At 43.0% G+C, this 16,122-nt stretch carries 16 protein-coding genes and 1 pseudogene; 10 read left to right on the top strand and 7 right to left on the bottom strand.

Annotation, left to right across the window (positions count from 1 at the left end):
• Window positions 1–2: 2 nt before the first annotated feature.
• Window positions 3–545: a nuclear transport factor 2 family protein gene (locus tag PK654_RS18685; protein ID WP_271700583.1), complete on the bottom strand. Its 543-nt coding sequence runs from the start codon at window positions 543–545 to the stop codon at window positions 3–5.
• Window positions 546–731: 186 nt separating this feature from the next.
• Between PK654_RS18685 and PK654_RS18690 the strand changes: the two genes are divergently transcribed.
• The 4 genes from PK654_RS18690 (at window position 732) to PK654_RS18705 (ending at window position 3,553) form a co-directional block, all read left to right on the top strand.
• Window positions 732–1,115: a winged helix-turn-helix transcriptional regulator gene (locus PK654_RS18690; protein WP_271700584.1), complete on the top strand. Its 384-nt coding sequence runs from the start codon at window positions 732–734 to the stop codon at window positions 1,113–1,115.
• A 78-nt stretch (window positions 1,116–1,193) separates the two neighbouring features.
• Window positions 1,194–2,009 carry a TauD/TfdA dioxygenase family protein gene (locus PK654_RS18695; protein WP_271700585.1) on the top strand — a complete coding sequence of 272 codons (816 nt, stop codon included), beginning with the start codon at window positions 1,194–1,196 and terminating at the stop codon, window positions 2,007–2,009.
• 142 nt (window positions 2,010–2,151) lie between these two features.
• A complete protein-coding gene (locus tag PK654_RS18700; protein WP_271700586.1) occupies window positions 2,152–2,802 on the top strand; it encodes a hypothetical protein in 651 nt (216 codons plus the stop codon).
• Window positions 2,795–3,553: a DUF3307 domain-containing protein gene (locus PK654_RS18705; RefSeq protein WP_271700587.1), complete on the top strand. Its 759-nt coding sequence runs from the start codon at window positions 2,795–2,797 to the stop codon at window positions 3,551–3,553. Before PK654_RS18700 ends, PK654_RS18705 begins: the two co-directional genes overlap by 8 nt.
• Window positions 3,554–3,602: 49 nt before the next feature.
• Here the strand turns inward: PK654_RS18705 and PK654_RS18710 are convergent, their stop codons facing one another.
• Window positions 3,603–4,250, bottom strand: coding sequence for a glutathione S-transferase family protein (locus PK654_RS18710; protein ID WP_271700588.1), 648 nt, complete (start codon window positions 4,248–4,250; stop codon window positions 3,603–3,605).
• A gap of 127 nt (window positions 4,251–4,377) precedes the next feature.
• On the opposite strand from PK654_RS18710, the gene PK654_RS18715 reads away from it, so the two are divergent.
• The 3 genes from PK654_RS18715 (at window position 4,378) to PK654_RS18725 (ending at window position 8,304) form a co-directional block, all read left to right on the top strand.
• Complete coding sequence (locus tag PK654_RS18715; RefSeq protein WP_271700589.1) at window positions 4,378–5,220, top strand: LysR family transcriptional regulator; 843 nt, start codon at window positions 4,378–4,380, stop codon at window positions 5,218–5,220.
• 547 nt (window positions 5,221–5,767) lie between these two features.
• On the top strand, window positions 5,768–6,325 hold the full coding sequence (locus tag PK654_RS18720) for a helix-turn-helix domain-containing protein (protein ID WP_271700590.1): 558 nt from the start codon (window positions 5,768–5,770) through the stop codon (window positions 6,323–6,325).
• 416 nt (window positions 6,326–6,741) lie between these two features.
• Window positions 6,742–8,304, top strand: a complete 1,563-nt coding sequence (locus PK654_RS18725; protein WP_271700591.1) for an EAL domain-containing protein — start codon at window positions 6,742–6,744, stop codon at window positions 8,302–8,304.
• Window positions 8,305–8,315: 11 nt separating this feature from the next.
• On the opposite strand, the gene PK654_RS18730 is transcribed toward PK654_RS18725, so the two are convergent.
• Together PK654_RS18730 and PK654_RS18735 are read right to left on the bottom strand one after the other, a co-directional pair.
• Window positions 8,316–8,930, bottom strand: a complete 615-nt coding sequence (locus PK654_RS18730; protein ID WP_271700592.1) for a LysE family translocator — start codon at window positions 8,928–8,930, stop codon at window positions 8,316–8,318.
• 294 nt (window positions 8,931–9,224) lie between these two features.
• Window positions 9,225–10,187 (bottom strand): annotated as a pseudogene (locus tag PK654_RS18735) (aldo/keto reductase).
• Window positions 10,188–10,459: 272 nt separating this feature from the next.
• Between PK654_RS18735 and PK654_RS18740 the strand changes: the two are divergent.
• Complete coding sequence (locus PK654_RS18740) at window positions 10,460–11,158, top strand: SDR family oxidoreductase (RefSeq protein ID WP_271700593.1); 699 nt, start codon at window positions 10,460–10,462, stop codon at window positions 11,156–11,158.
• A 25-nt stretch (window positions 11,159–11,183) separates the two neighbouring features.
• Here the strand turns inward: PK654_RS18740 and PK654_RS18745 are convergent, their stop codons facing one another.
• Window positions 11,184–12,665, bottom strand: a complete 1,482-nt coding sequence (locus PK654_RS18745; RefSeq protein WP_271700594.1) for a diguanylate cyclase domain-containing protein — start codon at window positions 12,663–12,665, stop codon at window positions 11,184–11,186.
• Window positions 12,666–12,670: 5 nt separating this feature from the next.
• On the bottom strand, window positions 12,671–13,165 hold the full coding sequence (locus PK654_RS18750) for a hypothetical protein (RefSeq protein WP_271700721.1): 495 nt from the start codon (window positions 13,163–13,165) through the stop codon (window positions 12,671–12,673).
• A 339-nt stretch (window positions 13,166–13,504) separates the two neighbouring features.
• Here PK654_RS18750 and PK654_RS18755 point away from each other — a divergent pair, with 339 nt between their 5' ends.
• Together PK654_RS18755 and PK654_RS18760 are read left to right on the top strand one after the other, a co-directional pair.
• Window positions 13,505–14,029, top strand: a complete 525-nt coding sequence (locus PK654_RS18755; RefSeq protein WP_271700595.1) for a GrpB family protein — start codon at window positions 13,505–13,507, stop codon at window positions 14,027–14,029.
• Between the two features lie 100 nt (window positions 14,030–14,129).
• Window positions 14,130–14,618, top strand: a complete 489-nt coding sequence (locus PK654_RS18760; protein ID WP_271700596.1) for a glycine zipper 2TM domain-containing protein — start codon at window positions 14,130–14,132, stop codon at window positions 14,616–14,618.
• An 87-nt stretch (window positions 14,619–14,705) separates the two neighbouring features.
• Here the strand turns inward: PK654_RS18760 and PK654_RS18765 are convergent, their stop codons facing one another.
• A complete protein-coding gene (locus PK654_RS18765) occupies window positions 14,706–16,094 on the bottom strand; it encodes an aminotransferase-like domain-containing protein (protein ID WP_271700597.1) in 1,389 nt (462 codons plus the stop codon).
• Window positions 16,095–16,122 lie beyond the last annotated feature (28 nt).

The raw sequence follows: 16,122 nt of genomic DNA on the forward strand, positions 1-16,122 counted from the left end.
TTCTAAAACACACCATTTGAGTTATTGATATCACCACCCTTTAGCAGGGAATAGAAGCGCATAGACAGATCCAGAGCCTGAATCGAATCCCAGTGTTCGACAATTCTTCCTTGATCGATACGCCATGTATCAATAATGTTCATACCCTTTTGATCGTCGCCTCTGTCTTCCTTTTTGAGTGTAGCGTGAGAGTGGAAGATCACGTAGTCGCCGTCAACATAGATATGCTTAACCTCATAGCTGTAGTCCGGATACTCTTCAACAAACTCTTGTAAAAACGCCACCAGACCAGTGACTTTATCCGGAAGGTTGCGATTGTGTTGACGATAAGCGCTGTCGTTATAGTGTTGAAGTACATAATCAAAGTTGTGGTCGTTCATCAGGTTCTGCACAAAGTCGGCTACCAGTTCAGCATTTTTCCGTTCGTGTTCCGTCCAGTTTGATTTTTGTAGTGATGAAAGATCAATTTTAACCGTCTGTTTTTCAGCGGCAAATGAAGCTGCGCTCATCAGTAAAAGTGCAGCAGTGAGTAGTGATCTAAACATAATAAACTCCGGTTGTTATTTGTGGTGCAGGTATATATTGAATACTATAGTAATTATAAGTAACCTAGCGTGCAAGAAGGCACCAATCTGTGCTTAGGGCACATTTTGGTAACCTGTGTCGTGAAGACGCTAAATAAAAACAGCGACTAAAACGGCAGGAAAAAGCGGACAAAAAGGAACAGAGAAATGGCAAAAGAAGATAAATCAGAAAGAAGAGTGTTTTACAACGATGAAACCTGTCCTATACGTAACGTGGTGGCTCAGATTGGTGATAAATGGTCAATGTTGATACTGTTTTCCCTTGTTGACGGGCCGGACAGGTTCAATTCAATAAAGGGCAGAATAATAGGGATTTCTCAGCGTATGCTCACCCAGACACTGCGCGGGCTGGAACGTGAAGGTTACGTAGACCGGACCGTTTATCCTGAAGTTCCGGTAAAAGTAGAATACGCCCTAACAGAAATGGGACAGGATCTGGTTAAACCCTTATACGAGCTAGTCTGCTGGGCGGAAACACACCAGAAAAAAATCGAAAATGCTAGAAAATCTTATGATGAACAAAGCAAATGACATTCTGGATAAGGAAAGAAAATCTCCCTTAAACCGGTTTATTATCAGGTAATTAAAATAACAGTCGGTCAGCGAAACATGATAAGAATAGAAAAGATTACCCCTCATATCGGTGCACGTATCCACGGGGTAGATTTAGCAAATTGTAGCGCAACAGAGCTGGATGAAGTTTATCAGGCTCTGCTTGAGCATCAGGTTATCTTTTTGGATGAGCAAAATTTTTCTCCAGAGCAGCAACTGGCTATCGCTGAACGCTTTGGCAATCTTGAACCTGTACATCCATTTTTCCCTAACGTCGAAAATGCTCCTCAGGTCAGTGTTATCGAAACAACACGGGGTAATGCTCCGATGGAAAGTTATTGGCATACGGATTTAACCTGGCGCAAAAATCCTTCAAAGGCTTCTTTACTACATGCGCAGCATGTTCCTCAGGCTGGTGGCGACACCATCTGGTGTTCAATGAGTGCGGTATTTGATTCTCTGGACGAAGAGTTAAAAGCCAGATTAAGAAAACTGACGGCAACTCATTCTTTGGTAGCCTTTGAAGGGATAGATGAAGAGCAGGTTGAACTGGAGTGGCATAAAAAACTGCTAAAAACAGCAGAGGAGAATCCGCCAGTGGTTCACCCTGTCGTAACTGTTCATCCTGAAAGCGGAAGAGAGATCCTTTATATCAATGAACAGTTTACCCGCTACATTAACGAACTGGAGCGCAAAGAGAGCGATAAACTACTGAACCAGCTTTTTGCAATGGCCCGCCGCCCTGAATATCAGGTTCGTTTTAAATGGAACAAAGGTTCACTAGCCATCTGGGATAACCGCACGACCCAACACTATGCCGTTATTGATTACGGTGATACTCCACGAAAAATGCATAGAGTGACGGTGACTTAAGATTTGTCTATGACCGTTAGCTGCTCATCTCATTTGAAATTTAGCCAAATAGAGCTAAATGGTTCAATTTAGCTTCTTAGGGCTAAATTTGCCATTTTAGCCTTTAGAGGCTAAAGTAAGCTTGTGCAGAAAGGAGTGTAATGTGAACTCAGAGCAAAAACTAATAGCAGTGATTAGCGGCGACATAGTCAATTCGACTAAACTTTCGGCTGTACAGTATGAACAGTTACTTAGGCGGATTAAATATGTCCAGCAACTCATAAGTGAAAAAGAAGTACTGAACGCGCATAGTATATATCGTGGTGATGAGTTTCAAAGTGTAATACATGACATTGAAAATGCTCTGAGGTACACCATCGCATATCGTGTTGGGATTAAGGCGCTAGGGAAAGGGTTCGATTGCCGAATCAGCTTCGCTATCGCAGCTAATGCAGACTTACGTGAGCAAGTGTCAGAGTCGATGGGGCAGGCATTTGTTTTGTCAGGACGAGGATTAAAAGAGTTAAAAAGTAATAGAATGCTGTTTAGCTCAGAATTTCAGGAATTGAACGAACAATTTGAGCTGTACATTCAGTATCTGGATAAGCAAATTTCCGACCTAACCTTACGTCAATGCGAAGTCATGTTGCCTATGCTTATGGCGAATGAAGAGATAAGTGTGAGTAAGTTGGCAGAACAACTGGATATAGCTATTGCTACCGCTAGCAAATCATTGAAAGCATCGGGGTGGGGCTTAATCAGGGAATTAAACGAAAAGTTTGTAAATAAGGTTATAGGACTTAGGAATGACTGATTTTTCTCAATTGTTGGTGGCATTGCTTCTTATGCATGTTGTATGCGAGTTTTATCTGCAGCCAGCTAAATGGGAAAAATCTAAAAGAGAAAGAAAGTACCAATCTGTCGAGCTTTATTATTACTCCATCATGCATAGTATTGCGGTTGTATTACCCGTTCTTTTGCTAAATATCAGTTGGGTACCAGCTTTGTATCTTGCGCTCGCCGTTATGGCAGGTCACTTTATTATCGAGCTCTGGAAAAATACGGGAACTGATGACAAAAGGCTCTCATATTTAATAATTAGTCAGGGTTTATATCTCTTGGGCTATGTAGTCATTACATGTTTTTTGACAGCGGAGACTCGATTCGAGGCCGTGTTAGAACATGAAAAATTTTGGCATGTCGTTCTTATTATTTTTGCATATTTACTAATTTTTAAGCCTGCTTCATTGCTGATTGGAAGTGTGTTACGAAAACATTCTATATCCGCTCCGGATGCAAATAGTAATGACGATGGACTAACTTCTGGCGGTGAGTTGATTGGGTATCTGGAGCGAACGTTAATATTAACTTTTACTCTGGTTGGCAGCTATGCGGCTGTGGGATTTGTATTGGCTGCTAAATCAATATTCAGGTTCGGGGAGTTGAATAGAGCAGATGACAGAAGAATGACGGAGTATGTCCTAGTCGGTTCATTGCTGTCGGTTGTTATTACGACAATAGTCGGTGCTTTGATATCACTTTGGTTGGGAATATCAATAAACTAAATAAGGCGGCACTAACACCGCCAATTACTATCACAAGGAAGCTGAACGGCTACACCTCTTCACCCGCTTCATCCTCTTCAACAATATCTGTTTCTGTACTGGCCTCTTTAACCCATTGCCGGATAGCACTGCTGTTAAGTACCTTCTGCTGATATTTTTTTGCTCCTTCCGATAGCTCTATCCCGTAGGTTTCAAATCTTAGGGCTATGGGGGCGTACATAGCGTCGGCGATGGACCATTCGCCAAATAACCAGCCATCGGGATACTGTTCCTGTTGCTCTGACCAAATTACGTCTATACGGGCAATATCCTTGATGGCGCCTTCGCTTAACTCTACTTTCCTTCGGGCACGAATATTCATTGGCAGTTCGTTTCGTAAATCACTAAAGCCGGAGTGCATTTCTGCTGCGATAGCGCGCGCCTTGGCCTTCTTTGCAATGTTGTCCGGCCATGCCTTTCCCTGTAAAAACTGTTCGTTCACATACTCCAGAATAGCAAGGGAGTCCCAGACGGTAATATCATTGTCTACAAGGGTTGGCACTTTTGCCGCTGGAGTGATGTTTTCCAGCCTTTGATAAAAGTCATTAGTAAACAGTTTAAGTTTAACAATCTCTATATCCAGTTGATGCTGAGAGAAGATCAGCCAGGCGCGAAGCGACCAGCTTGAGTAGTTTTGATTGCCGATAAATAGCTGCATTTTAGCCTCCATACTTATTGAGTTGTGACTTGTCGTGTGAGTTGTCACAATATCTGATTGTTTTATGGTGAACTAACGGATAGTTTTAATAGGTCAGTTCAATAAAACCGATGGATGGATTACAGAGATGGATATCGAGGCGTTACGCAGCTTTCTGGCCTTTGCTGAAACGGGCAGTTTTACCCGTGCAGCAAGACAGATAAACCGGACACAATCTGCATTCAGTGCGCAGATGCGTAAGCTGGAAGATGAGCTGGGCGTCGGGTTATTTGAAAAAGAGGGTCGTAACCTGATCCTGAGCGAAGCAGGGCTGGCACTGCGCTCTCATGCTGAGCAGCTTGTCAGCCTGCATAATCAGGCACTAAAACAGGTAAAACGCTACGAAAACAAGCGTCCGTTGCGTCTGGGGTGCCCGGAAGATTACAACAGCACTGTACTTCCAAACGTTATCCGTAGTTTTCAGCAGGCAGAGCCTACTTGCTCAATTCAGGTTTTTAGTGAGCCCAGTATCAATCTGCGCAAAAAAATAGATGCAGGTGAACTGGATGCCGCCATTGTTACCCGTACTCCGGGCAGCGAAGAAGGCTACTGGCTGGCCAGTGACAAAGGCGTCTGGATTAGCCATCCTGATCTTGAAATAGATAGCGATGAACCATTACCATTGGCACTTTTTCAGGCCGACTGTAAGTATCATGCTGCGGCCATTGATGGTTTAACTAAGCAGGGCCGGATGTTTCGCTTGTTGGCGTGCTGCAATACTGCCTCAGCCCAAACAGCGATAGTGCGTTCAAAGCTGGCTATCGGAGCTATGGGAAGTATCAGCGTGCCGGATGATCTTAAAATTCTGCATCATATGCCGCCGTTGCCAGCAGTAGATATAGTACTACTTACTGGTAGTGAGCCACATTCGTTATTAGATAAACAACATCTGGCTCAGTTTGTATGGTCAGAAACATTAGAGAGGTGTTAACTTCCTCATATTTATCTTTACTCAGGCTTGTAAAGCTGCGGCAGGTTAAGCTTTTAAAGTTATGTGTAATGCAACCCCCTTCCTTAAAAGCTCAATAAAGGGAGAAAACTGGTAATCGATTACAGAATAACCGGGCTGATTAAAATGTTTACACTGGCGAATAAATTTTAGTTTTGCCAAACAGTTAGCGTGCTGCTCAATGAGTCCGGATAGTTCTCATAAATTATCAATTTGTCGTTAAGCAAGCAGAATAGTATGTGGAATGTATACAAATATCTTTGAGCTGTATACGTGTGCCATTCTGTAATGTAATATAATATTTCTCTTATATGAGCGTTTATATATTATTAAATTATAAGTGGATTTAATTGCTGATAGAAATAGTAATAAGCGGTATTTTTAAACAGCAAATCCAATAATGTAATAGTTATGCACTTTTTGAGTGTAATATTTATAACTGATTAGTTTTGACACAGCTATACAAATGGAAGAGTCGGAGTGATGTGATTTAGCTCACTGTGACTATGTTGATGAATTGAGAAATAATATGGATGATTTTGATTTCTTTGAGAGTGGTGCAGATAAAGCGTTATATATTTCAAAGAAAGAGGAGAAGATTATTGAATCGATTGTTAACAATATTCAGGCTGAGCTTGACTTTCATCTAGATGACTTTAACGAAGATGTTATCGTTACCAAGCTGGAGTTTACATTCGATTGCTCAAAGCGCTTTTACAGGCAAAAGTTCACCATCAGAAAGCAATCAAACACACGTGTTGTGTCTAAGTTTGAGTCACTACTGATGAATTATTTTAACCGTGAACTTCAAAAAAAGCAGGGCATTCCTACCATCAAGTACTTTGCACATGAACTGTGTTACTCCCCTAATTACCTGAGTGGAATAATAAAAAGAGAAACACACAAAACCGTTTTGGAACATGTGCATGACAGAGTGATAGAAATCGCCAAAAAAGAACTTCGCAATAGCGATAAGCAAGTGTCTGAAATAGCATTCGATCTAGGCTTTGAATACTCACAATATTTTAGCCGGTTATTTAAGAAAAAAACGGGAATGACACCGAGAGAATATCGAATATCTACTTAATGATTGTGATGTCTTTATGCATTATTAATCTTGATTGAAATTTATCATCTGGACAAATTATTGACTCACAGTCCTTTATTTTTGGTGGATTAGCCTTGATTATTCATTTCGGAAAAAAGTAACAATAGCGTTGAATTTAAAATTCCCGGTTATGTTGAAAATGCTTGTATTCAAAACTGTTTCCGGATGCTGATTTTTCCGGAACACTTATTGTTCGTATTGATAAATGTGTTTTTAAGCGATGAGCTAGTGGTTATTTTTCGTTGTAAGCTCAATAGTAATCGTCAGTTACTCAGCTTTAAGAAAAGATTAGCAGAACTATTTTTACGCTGTGGCGGAGGTGATTTATTGGTTCCCATGCAATTTCAGGATCTTCATTAAAATCGGCACAATTCATCATTGATTCTGATGGGTTAGTGCATTTACAGGAAGATGCTGGTCTCTATTCCGGTTGTTACTCTTTATGTTTTTCAGAACTGAGTAAAACCGTCCATAAAGATGATTTTGACTACTTGTCAGAGGCCATAAGTCAAATGCTTAGCGGTCAGGTTTCTGAAATGACGGTAGAGTTCAGAAAAGAGAGTATTTCAGGTGAGTTTTATCTGATGTCCTGGCAATGTGAAGCCGATGATCAGATGTCCGGTATTATGGTGGAGCAGTCAGCATATCTTCCGGAACTTCGGCCTGATCAGCACGTCTACCATAAGGAGTGGATTGAGACACCTTATCACTTTTTTCATTATCGGAAGCTTGTTGATGATCTGAATGAGGTCGTCTCACAGAAGCGGAATGTAACCTTGTTTTACTTCAATATCAGCAAGGTTAGAACGCTGGTAAACCAGTACGGGTATGACATTCTGGATCGGATTTACAACTGCATTTTTGATGCTTTTGACGGATTAGCTTATCACTCTATTAGCCGTTATCAGTCGATATTAGGTAACTTCGTTGTGCTAATTGATCATCCCCTAAGTGATGAGGTAATTAAAGCTACCTGTGAACGCATTATTTCAGGTTCTGAAAATTGCTCAAAAACTGATTCTGTTATGGGCTTATGTGAACTGGGTTTGGGCGTGATTAAATTGCCTTCGCAGATAAGTACTCCGCGGGAGTTGCTACACGCTGTTGCAAGAACCAGCGAATACGCCCTGAGAAAAAGCAAACAGAGATGGGAAATGGTAGATTGTGATGAAAATAGTAAAATTTCACGTCATTTCTACATTGAAAAAGAGCTGAGAAGTGCAATAGCCAATGATCGCCTTACCGTTAAATTTCAGCCAATTTTAGACCGGGAAACAGCCCAGCCACAAAGCTTTGAAATACTATCCCGCTGGGAGGAGAGCGACTTCGGTGAGATCTATCCCGATGAATTTATACCCGTTGCTGAATCACAGAACCTGATTAACGAGCTTGGCTGGGCGGTTCTGAGAAAGGCGTGCCGTTTTCTGTGCAGAATGAGTGACGCCGGGTTTAGTGATGTAAAAGTGAATGTTAATGTCTCGGTTCTTCAGCTTCAGGATTCGGAGTTTTACCTTAAAGCTCTGGGTATTGTTACTGAGTTCGGAGTCTCTCCTGACAGAGTAGTAATTGAAATCACCGAGTCAGTCCTATTAGACAACAGCTCGTTGGCTTGTACCCAGTTATTGTCTGTTTCGCAGCTAGGGTTCACTATTTCACTGGACGATTTTGGCTCAGGTTACAGCACTCTCAATAGTTTGTTTTCCCTTCCGATACAACAGATAAAGCTTGATAAAGGAACAGCCAGTAAAGCCATGCAACATCAGGAAGCGATGAACTACATCTGCTTTCTTCTGGATATGTGTAACCGCAATGATGTCCAGTTTTTGGTGGAAGGTATAGAAACGGAAGGGATGTTTAACACGTACGTAGAGAAACAAGTGCACTGCCTACAGGGATTTTATATCGCTAAACCTATGTATGAGGACGCGGTACTTGAATATCTCAATAGTAGCAAGTAGCAGATGGGCAGCTACTGCCGGCTAAGTAAAAGATTGCCACCTGAAACAGCCAAAAAAAGCGAGCATGCTTTATTAAAGCGTTTTGCCATTTTTGGTTGTGAAAACCAATGCCGTAAATATAAACCGAAAGCTGCGTAGATTGATATCGCCACCATCTCAAGCAATAGAAAGGTGCTGCCTAAAGAGAAAAACTGAGCCTTTACGTCACCTTGAGTTTCTACAAATTGTGGCAGAAAAGCGATAAAAATCAGAATTGCCTTAGGGTTACCGGCTGCTAAAGCAAACTCTTGCCTTGCCAGCTCGTATAGGTTTTTACTTTCCTTTATGCCGGACAGAGGACTCGACTCTGATCTCCATAGATTGAATGCAATCCAAAGCAGATAGAAAGCTCCAAATACCTTTATAAGGAAAAACAGGGTTTCTGATGCATATAATACTGCTGCTAACCCGGAAGCTGCCAATGCAATCATAACTGAAAATGCAGCAATGCGACCTAAACCGGCGGTCACTGCCGATTTAAATCCATAACATCTTGCATTGTTCATAGATAGCAAGTTGTTAGGACCCGAAGCCATATTAAGGGCAAAACAGGCAGGTATAAAAAGGAGTAGCTTCCAGATTTCCATGATATCCCTATCAGAATTGATCTTGGTAGAAACTCGCTAGGCTAGCACAATAGACTAGCAAGGGTAACCCGCATTAAGCAGGTTACTTAATAGTTACTGTTTTTGGTTAGTCATTCATTGTATATAACCTAATGCTATTATTGTTTATATAAATAATTCAATAACCTACGGAGACCTCATAATAAGAGTCTGATTGGTTTCCCGTCAACTTATTACCGGATGCCACCCTAAACAAAAAGCCTGTGGCACTCCGAGAGTGAAGCCACAGGCTTTAATACTATTCACTCGTTATGATTAAACCAGAGTCGCGCCTTTAATTGCGCCGATTGGCGCGATTTTATCCAGTTTAGCTAATGTCTCTTCAGACAGTGTTACCGATAGTGCTGCGAGGTTTTCATCAATACGGGATGTTTTTCGGCTGCCCGGAATCGGAATAATGTTGTCGCCTTGTGCAACCAGCCATGCCAGTGTCAGTTGTGCCGGAGTGATATCGTACTCACCGGCGATTTTCTTAATTTCTTCCAGCCTTTGCAGATTGTTTGTGAAGTTTTCACCCTGCATTTTCGGGTTGTTGTTCCGGAAGTCATTTTCATCCAGCTCCTGAACCTGACCTGTCAGGAAACCGGCTCCAAGTGGCGACCAGCAAATAAGTGATGCACCAATCTGCTTAACCGCAGGAAGAATGTCGTTTTCTGCTTCGCGGCGGAACAATGAGTACTCATACTGAACAGCAGAAATCGGGTGGATTTCGTTGGCCATAAGGACTTCTGCCGCAGTAACATTAGAAAGACCGATAGCTTTCACCTTACCTGCTTTTACCGCATCTGCCATAGCGGATACCGTCTCTGCAAGGGGAACCTGAGGATCAAGGTAGTGGGCGTACATCAGATCTATCTGCTCAATACCAAGGCGCTCAAGGCTGTTGTCGATAGCACGCGCAACATACTCTTTTGTGCCGTTAATCGTAAGGGGAAAACCTCAGCCCGTATCTACCGTACTACCTGTCTGTCCCTCTTCAAATACGATACCAAACTTGCTCGCAATAAAGGCTTTCTCATTTGTCTGCTCAAGGGCTATCTTAATTAGATCTTCGTTGTGGCCAGCACCATAAGCATCAGCCGTATCTATCATCATGCCTTTTTCGATGGCGTGTACCAGAGTTTTTACCGATTCTGTATCGTCACTTTCGCCATAGTAACCTTCCAGCCCCATTGCGCCGTAACCGATCTGTTTAATTGCTTCGAAATTGTCAGACATCTTTCTTCTCCAAATAGCATTGTATGAAATAACAGCCGGTAAGCTGCCTTACTAACTTAAGGCAAAGATTAGCAATGGAACGGATAAGGAGATTGAAGATAGTTGCCTGAACATTTGTACTTTATTGAGACGGACTTGACTACTAAACAGTGGTGCGCAATTTTCTACCAAAGGCAAAGCAGCAATTTCCAATCCCGAATGACTTGTTATCGTTAATATAAAGGAACTGAAAACTAGTTTTTGTCTTAAACAGAGTTAAAAGGGAGTAAACAGTGAGCCATTCAAATCCAATTGCCTTGGTAACCGGCGCTAATCGTGGGCTTGGCAAAGAAGTAAGTCGGCAACTCGCCGAACAGGGCTATACAGTGATAGTGACGTCACGCTCTTTACAGAATGCACAAAGTGCCGTGGAAGAGTTAAAAGGGAACAACCTGATTGCAGCTCAGTTGGATGTGGCTAACCCAGACAGCATCAAACAGCTTAGTGAGCAGGTATTACAGCAGTTTGGCCGCATTGATGTATTGGTAAACAACGCGGCTATTCACTACGATACATGGCAGAGTGCTTATAACGCGGATATGAACACGGTACAGGAAGCCATGCAAACTGACGTTTACGGAGCATGGCGAATGGTGCAGACCTTTCTTCCTCTACTCAGAAAGAGTGCTCACCCGCGCATTGTCAATGTCAGTAGCGGGGGAGGTGCGTTAAATGGGATGTCCGGCGGAACTCCTGCTTATAGCGTCACTAAAGCTTCTCTTAATGCCCTGACTTTGATGCTGGCCGATGAGCTGAAACGGGAAAAATTTTTAGTAAATGCAGTTTGCCCGGGCTGGGTTGCCACTGATATGGGCGGTTTTGGTGGCCGGCCTGTTAAAGACGGCGCGAGTGGAATTGTCTGGGCAGCAACACTTCCTGTTAATGGCCCTACCGGCGGTTTTTTCCGTGATGGGAAGAGGATTGATTGGTAGCAGAGTGTTTATTTGTATCAACCGTCTAGTCTGAGCCCTCTATATTCAACTGCTCACCATACATCACAGTGTTGCGGCCAGACTCTTTGCCGCTATAGAGTTGTTCGTCTGCTTTCATAAGTGCTTTCTGAACAAGCTGCTCTGCCTGCTCGACGGTAACGGTATTTAGAGTTGAAGTAATAGGAACCGCGCCGACAGAAACAGTGACAACATGATGGGGCGGATTTCCCCGGTGGGGTATAGCCAGTTTTAGTACCGCTAGCCTTAGGGCGTCGATCTTTTTCTGCAGTTGTGTCTGGTCCTTACCGGAGAGGATAAACACAAACTCCTCACCACCGATCCGGCACGCCAGCTCTTGCTCGTCAATCAGCTCATTCATTGTGTTGGCAACATCAGTCAGAACGTTATCGCCTTCGGTATGACCGTATAAATCATTAAAACGTTTAAAGTTGTCTATATCGCAGATCACAATATAGACAGTATTACCTTTTTGCAGAGCGTGCTGAGCGATTTCCGCGGCATATTTCTGGTACTTGAACCGGGAGCCGATGCCTGTCAACGGGTCGGTTTCAGCTTGGCTTTTCAAAATGCGTAACTGATTTTTTATCCGTGTGGTGAGGCTTGAATAAGATCTGGCCAGATCGCCAATCTCGTCTGCCCGGTTAATTTCAGGGATTCGGGACTGGTCGATTTTTTCAATGTCTTGCTTCATCGAAGTAGCGAGCCCTTTCAGCGGGCTCACTATCCAGAGTGTGATGATATAGATAAGAAAAAACGAAATAGCTAGCGCAATAAGAGCTTCTTTTAATACGTCAGCCAGAAGTTTATTTTTTATCTCTGTCAACGAAGTGGCATCAATGATTGCCCATAAATGACCACCATTTTTGTTGCGAAGCGTTATACGGACGTGTAGCAGGTTGGCTTCTTCGTCCAGATAGTGGCTAGAGTGTTGCATCTGGTGCGGAGCTGCCGGAATTGAGAGAGATTGCAGCTCAATATTTTCGTTTACCACTTTTAGGTCGAGCTTAACTTTGTTGATCAACCGGTTTAGTTTTTTGATGTGGACGCTATTTTCTTCTGGTGTGCTTGCTAAGGCGCTTTCCAGCCGGTTTAGTTTAACCGAAAGCTGCTTAGCATCCTCTTGGGTGACATCCAGCCGCCAGCCTTTACTTTTCTCAATGGAGTAACGCACTTCAACATTGTGGTTTGTATAGTCGCTGGTGCCGATAATTTCAGCAAACTTCAGGTTCGGAATGGCCTTGAGGCTGTCGAATGTCGACTGCATGAGTAGGTTGGCATAATTTCGCCCTGCTACTGATCCGGAGAAAAAGGTGTTGTATGCGGCTATATGGCTGGCAGACGTGTCAGCAAGGTATTGGACTTTTGTCTCCCAGTCACTTTGATAGCGGGAGTAAGACATACCGCAAATGATGGATAAAACAAGCGCCAGATGCGAAATAAACAGCATCTGGTTTATGGTTAACCAGCCAAATAATCGATCACGCAAAGTGGTTACTCGTTCTTGTAGGTATCAAGTACTGGTTCAGTACAAGTGCCGTTGATGCAGATATCTTTGTAGGTAATATGGCAGTTGGCGCAAAAGCCCGGCTCCAGAGACGGGTGCAAGGATGTGATGTCGTTGCCTTCCCTGTCATAGCTGCCGTATAACGCCATTCCTTCTATATGTTCGGTTACCCAGATGATTCCCTGTACTTCGGAAACGGCGACAACGGTCGGCCCGTCTGTATATGGGCCATGGGTTTTGTACTGCTCAAGTTTTTCCGGGTTAACTCTTATCGTCAGTGGTGAACCTTTACCTTCATTTATCCATGCGTAGGCGCGAACAGACTCTTGAATAAACAGAGATGTGTCTGGTGGTAAAACGGTATCGGCAGGAAGGTTCATGGATTCTTTTACTACCGGCCACTGTTCCCACCCTTGCGGATAACTGGCTTCAGACTCGGCGAAGGCGCTACCTGTTCCGCTTAGAAATGCTAAGACGCACATCAAATGAACCAATTTTTGTACAATTTTCTTCACTTTATTCCTTAGACTAGGGTGTTTGATCAATTACTGTGTAATGGACAGTAAGTGATAATTTAGTATTTCCTTACCTTATGGTGGGAATAGTACGATTCAAGCTGCGAATATGTAAAGTGACAGATCTCTTATTTTGTTTAGCTCACTATAGTTCTTAAGAGGCTTTTAAGAGTAACGCCGTGTTTCTCATGACATTGGAGTTGGCCTGTCGACTCATGTTTCCTATAGAATCTATTCGCAAACTAGCGAGTGAAACGTTTATACAGCAGGTTTTCTATAACTTACCAAGCAACCTAAGGAGAAGTGGTGAGTACTAGGATAATAGAGGTAGTTGATTATAGGCCTTCTTGGGTTGATGAGTTCAACAAGGAAAAAGAGCTTCTTCAATCTGCCTTGAATGTAACTAATGTAGTGGAAATTCACCATATTGGTAGCACATCGGTAAAAGACCTGTGTGCAAAGCCCATTATCGATATTCTTATTGAAGTACAGTCTCTGGAACAGCTAGATCGAGATAACTATTTAATGCAAACCCTTGGGTATGAAGTAAAAGGCGAGTTTGGCATTGCTGGCAGGCGTTATTTCCAAAAAGGCGGTGTACAACGAAGCCATCAAGTTCATGCTTTTCTTGTAGGGTCAGCAGAAGTAACAAGGCATATTGCTTTCCGGGATTACTTGATTGAATTTCCTGATATCGCCTCGATGTATGGTAGCTTGAAGCGGGAAGGGGCTCTGGTTTGTGATAACGACATAGAGCTATATTGCAAGCACAAAGAGAGCTTTATCAAAGAACACCAAGAAAGTGCACTTTGCTGGAAATATACCTTATGAGTGTTAATGGCCGTTGTCAAACGCTAGGCTAACGCCAAAACCGACAACTACAGATCCGTTATACTTAACAGATACCAAGCAAGATCAGAGGAAGTAAACCATGTATTCGTTTACCCCGAATTTAACTAAGTTTGTCGGCGGACTCATGTCACTGCTGCTTTTAATGACAAGTTATTCCGCGCTTGCCTATGAGCGGAATAAAGCGGTTCCTGTAGAAAAGGTGGTTTATGGGCAGGTTGAGTCGATTCGTTATCTCACTGAGAAACAGCTGATTGAAGAGCGCAATGCCGGTTGGAGAACTTTTGGTGGCGCTGTCGCTGGCGGTATTATCGGCCATCAATTTGGTAAAGGTTCAGGGCAGGACATTGCCACTATTCTCGGCGCTGTCATTGGTGGTGTTGCGGCCAGTAACCATGGTGACGCCACACGTATTCAGCAATATAAATTAATTGAGCTGATGATCAATCTAGAAGATGGAAGTCAGGTAATGGTGCTGCAGGATGTTGATCCGCAAATGCCATTTAGTGCCGGAGACGAAGTGCGTGTGGTATACCTGACAGGCTACGTGCGCGTTGATATTGCCATGTGAAACCAACTTAGTACGCTGCTTTTTGAATTTATGCGACTTATTGTCATGAACAGCATGGCAAGGATAAAAAGAATCGACCAACTGATATTAATCTAATATCGCCTCTTTTAATTTGTCGAAAGCAAACACAAGTTCTGCGTCATCGCCCGGGCAACTGATGCTGACGCGAATAAAGCGGTCTCTGTTTTTCTTGGATACTGAAAAAGAGGCACAGGTGAGGGTAAATATGCCTGCTTGCTTCAGATCGTCAACCACCGCAGATGCCTTTTTGTGTTCAGGCAGCTGAAGGTAATAGTGAGGAGAGTATTTGCTTGTCGTGTATTGAATGTTTGCCAGATAGCTTTCGACCAGTTTTTTCCGTCTTAAGATCTCCTTCTTCTGAATACTAAGCAACTCAAAAGCTTGCCCGCCATCAATAAATACAGAAGCGACCTGATGATTGACCGGCGATGCCATCCAGCCGCTGTCTCGCAGTACATCTGTCGCTTTCTGCTTGAAAGCTTCGGGAAAGTAGAGGTATCCAACTCTTAGTCCGGGAAGAAAGATCTTACTCAGGCTGGAGATCAACATGGTTCTTTCTGGTGCCATCATCTGAATGGGCTGTTGTTCTGCGCCTGACAACACGCTGAACACGCTATCTTCGATGATAAACAAGTTGTACTCCCTGCATACTTCAACAAGTTCCATTCTGCGTGACTGCGGCATTATCAAACCAGTCGGATTATGAATCTGAGGACAGAGGTAGATGGCAGAGCTAGAGTTGCAACTGCAGAAATCGCTCAGTTCACCGGGGTTCATTCCGGACTCATCAGAGGCGATGCCGACCAGTTTCCTGCCTAACTGTTTACAAAGCTGAATCAGTCCGGGATAGGTGAACTCATCGGCAACTATGGTATCACCGGGGTTGGTCGTCATTAACAGGCTGCATAGCAGAGCGTGTTGGGCTCCATTGGTACACGCTATTTGACCTACGTTTCCTTTGATTCCGCAATGTAGCAACCAGTTCAGTCCTGACTGTTTGTGTTCAGTAAAACCTAGCTCTGGGCCATACTCTCCTAAATAGTCATCAAGCAGATTCGTCAGCTTTACCTCATCTCTGACTTTAGATATCGACGAGAGTATTTCTGGTGTATGTATGCTTGAACTCTTGGAGAGATCAATTGCCGACGGAGTGGGATGGTAATTCTGGAACTTGTCCTGATTACTATTGACTAGTTTATCACCGTTAACATAAGTACCTTTACCTATGATGCCTATAACCAGTCCCTCTCTTTCCAGCTCTTTATAGGCTCTGGATACGGTGACACTTGTCACATTTATCTTGTCAGCCAGTTGTCGGTGAGGTGGTAACTGACTTCCTTTGATTAATATATTTTCTGTAATTAAACGTGCAAGACATTTATAGATTGCTCTGTATTTTGGGTCAAATGTAGAAGATAGCTCTTTGATTAAAATTGATACTATATCATTTTTCATCTTGACCAAAACCTCTTAAATAAATCTA

The organism is Vibrio sp. SCSIO 43137 (genome assembly GCF_028201475.1).
Classification (GTDB): Bacteria; Pseudomonadota; Gammaproteobacteria; order Enterobacterales; family Vibrionaceae; genus Vibrio.

Coding starts and splice junctions, on each gene's coding strand:
- PK654_RS18730 (WP_271700592.1), bottom strand. CDS start 8,930: ATGGAAATCTGGAAGCTACTCCTTTTTATACCTGCCTGTTTTGCCCTT.
- PK654_RS18715 (WP_271700589.1), top strand. CDS start 4,378: ATGGATATCGAGGCGTTACGCAGCTTTCTGGCCTTTGCTGAAACGGGC.
- PK654_RS18720 (WP_271700590.1), top strand. CDS start 5,768: ATGGATGATTTTGATTTCTTTGAGAGTGGTGCAGATAAAGCGTTATAT.
- PK654_RS18690 (WP_271700584.1), top strand. CDS start 732: ATGGCAAAAGAAGATAAATCAGAAAGAAGAGTGTTTTACAACGATGAA.
- PK654_RS18695 (WP_271700585.1), top strand. CDS start 1,194: ATGATAAGAATAGAAAAGATTACCCCTCATATCGGTGCACGTATCCAC.
- PK654_RS18705 (WP_271700587.1), top strand. CDS start 2,795: ATGACTGATTTTTCTCAATTGTTGGTGGCATTGCTTCTTATGCATGTT.
- PK654_RS18750 (WP_271700721.1), bottom strand. CDS start 13,165: ATGTGCGTCTTAGCATTTCTAAGCGGAACAGGTAGCGCCTTCGCCGAG.
- PK654_RS18765 (WP_271700597.1), bottom strand. CDS start 16,094: ATGAAAAATGATATAGTATCAATTTTAATCAAAGAGCTATCTTCTACA.
- PK654_RS18685 (WP_271700583.1), bottom strand. CDS start 545: ATGTTTAGATCACTACTCACTGCTGCACTTTTACTGATGAGCGCAGCT.
- PK654_RS18710 (WP_271700588.1), bottom strand. CDS start 4,250: ATGCAGCTATTTATCGGCAATCAAAACTACTCAAGCTGGTCGCTTCGC.
- PK654_RS18760 (WP_271700596.1), top strand. CDS start 14,130: ATGTATTCGTTTACCCCGAATTTAACTAAGTTTGTCGGCGGACTCATG.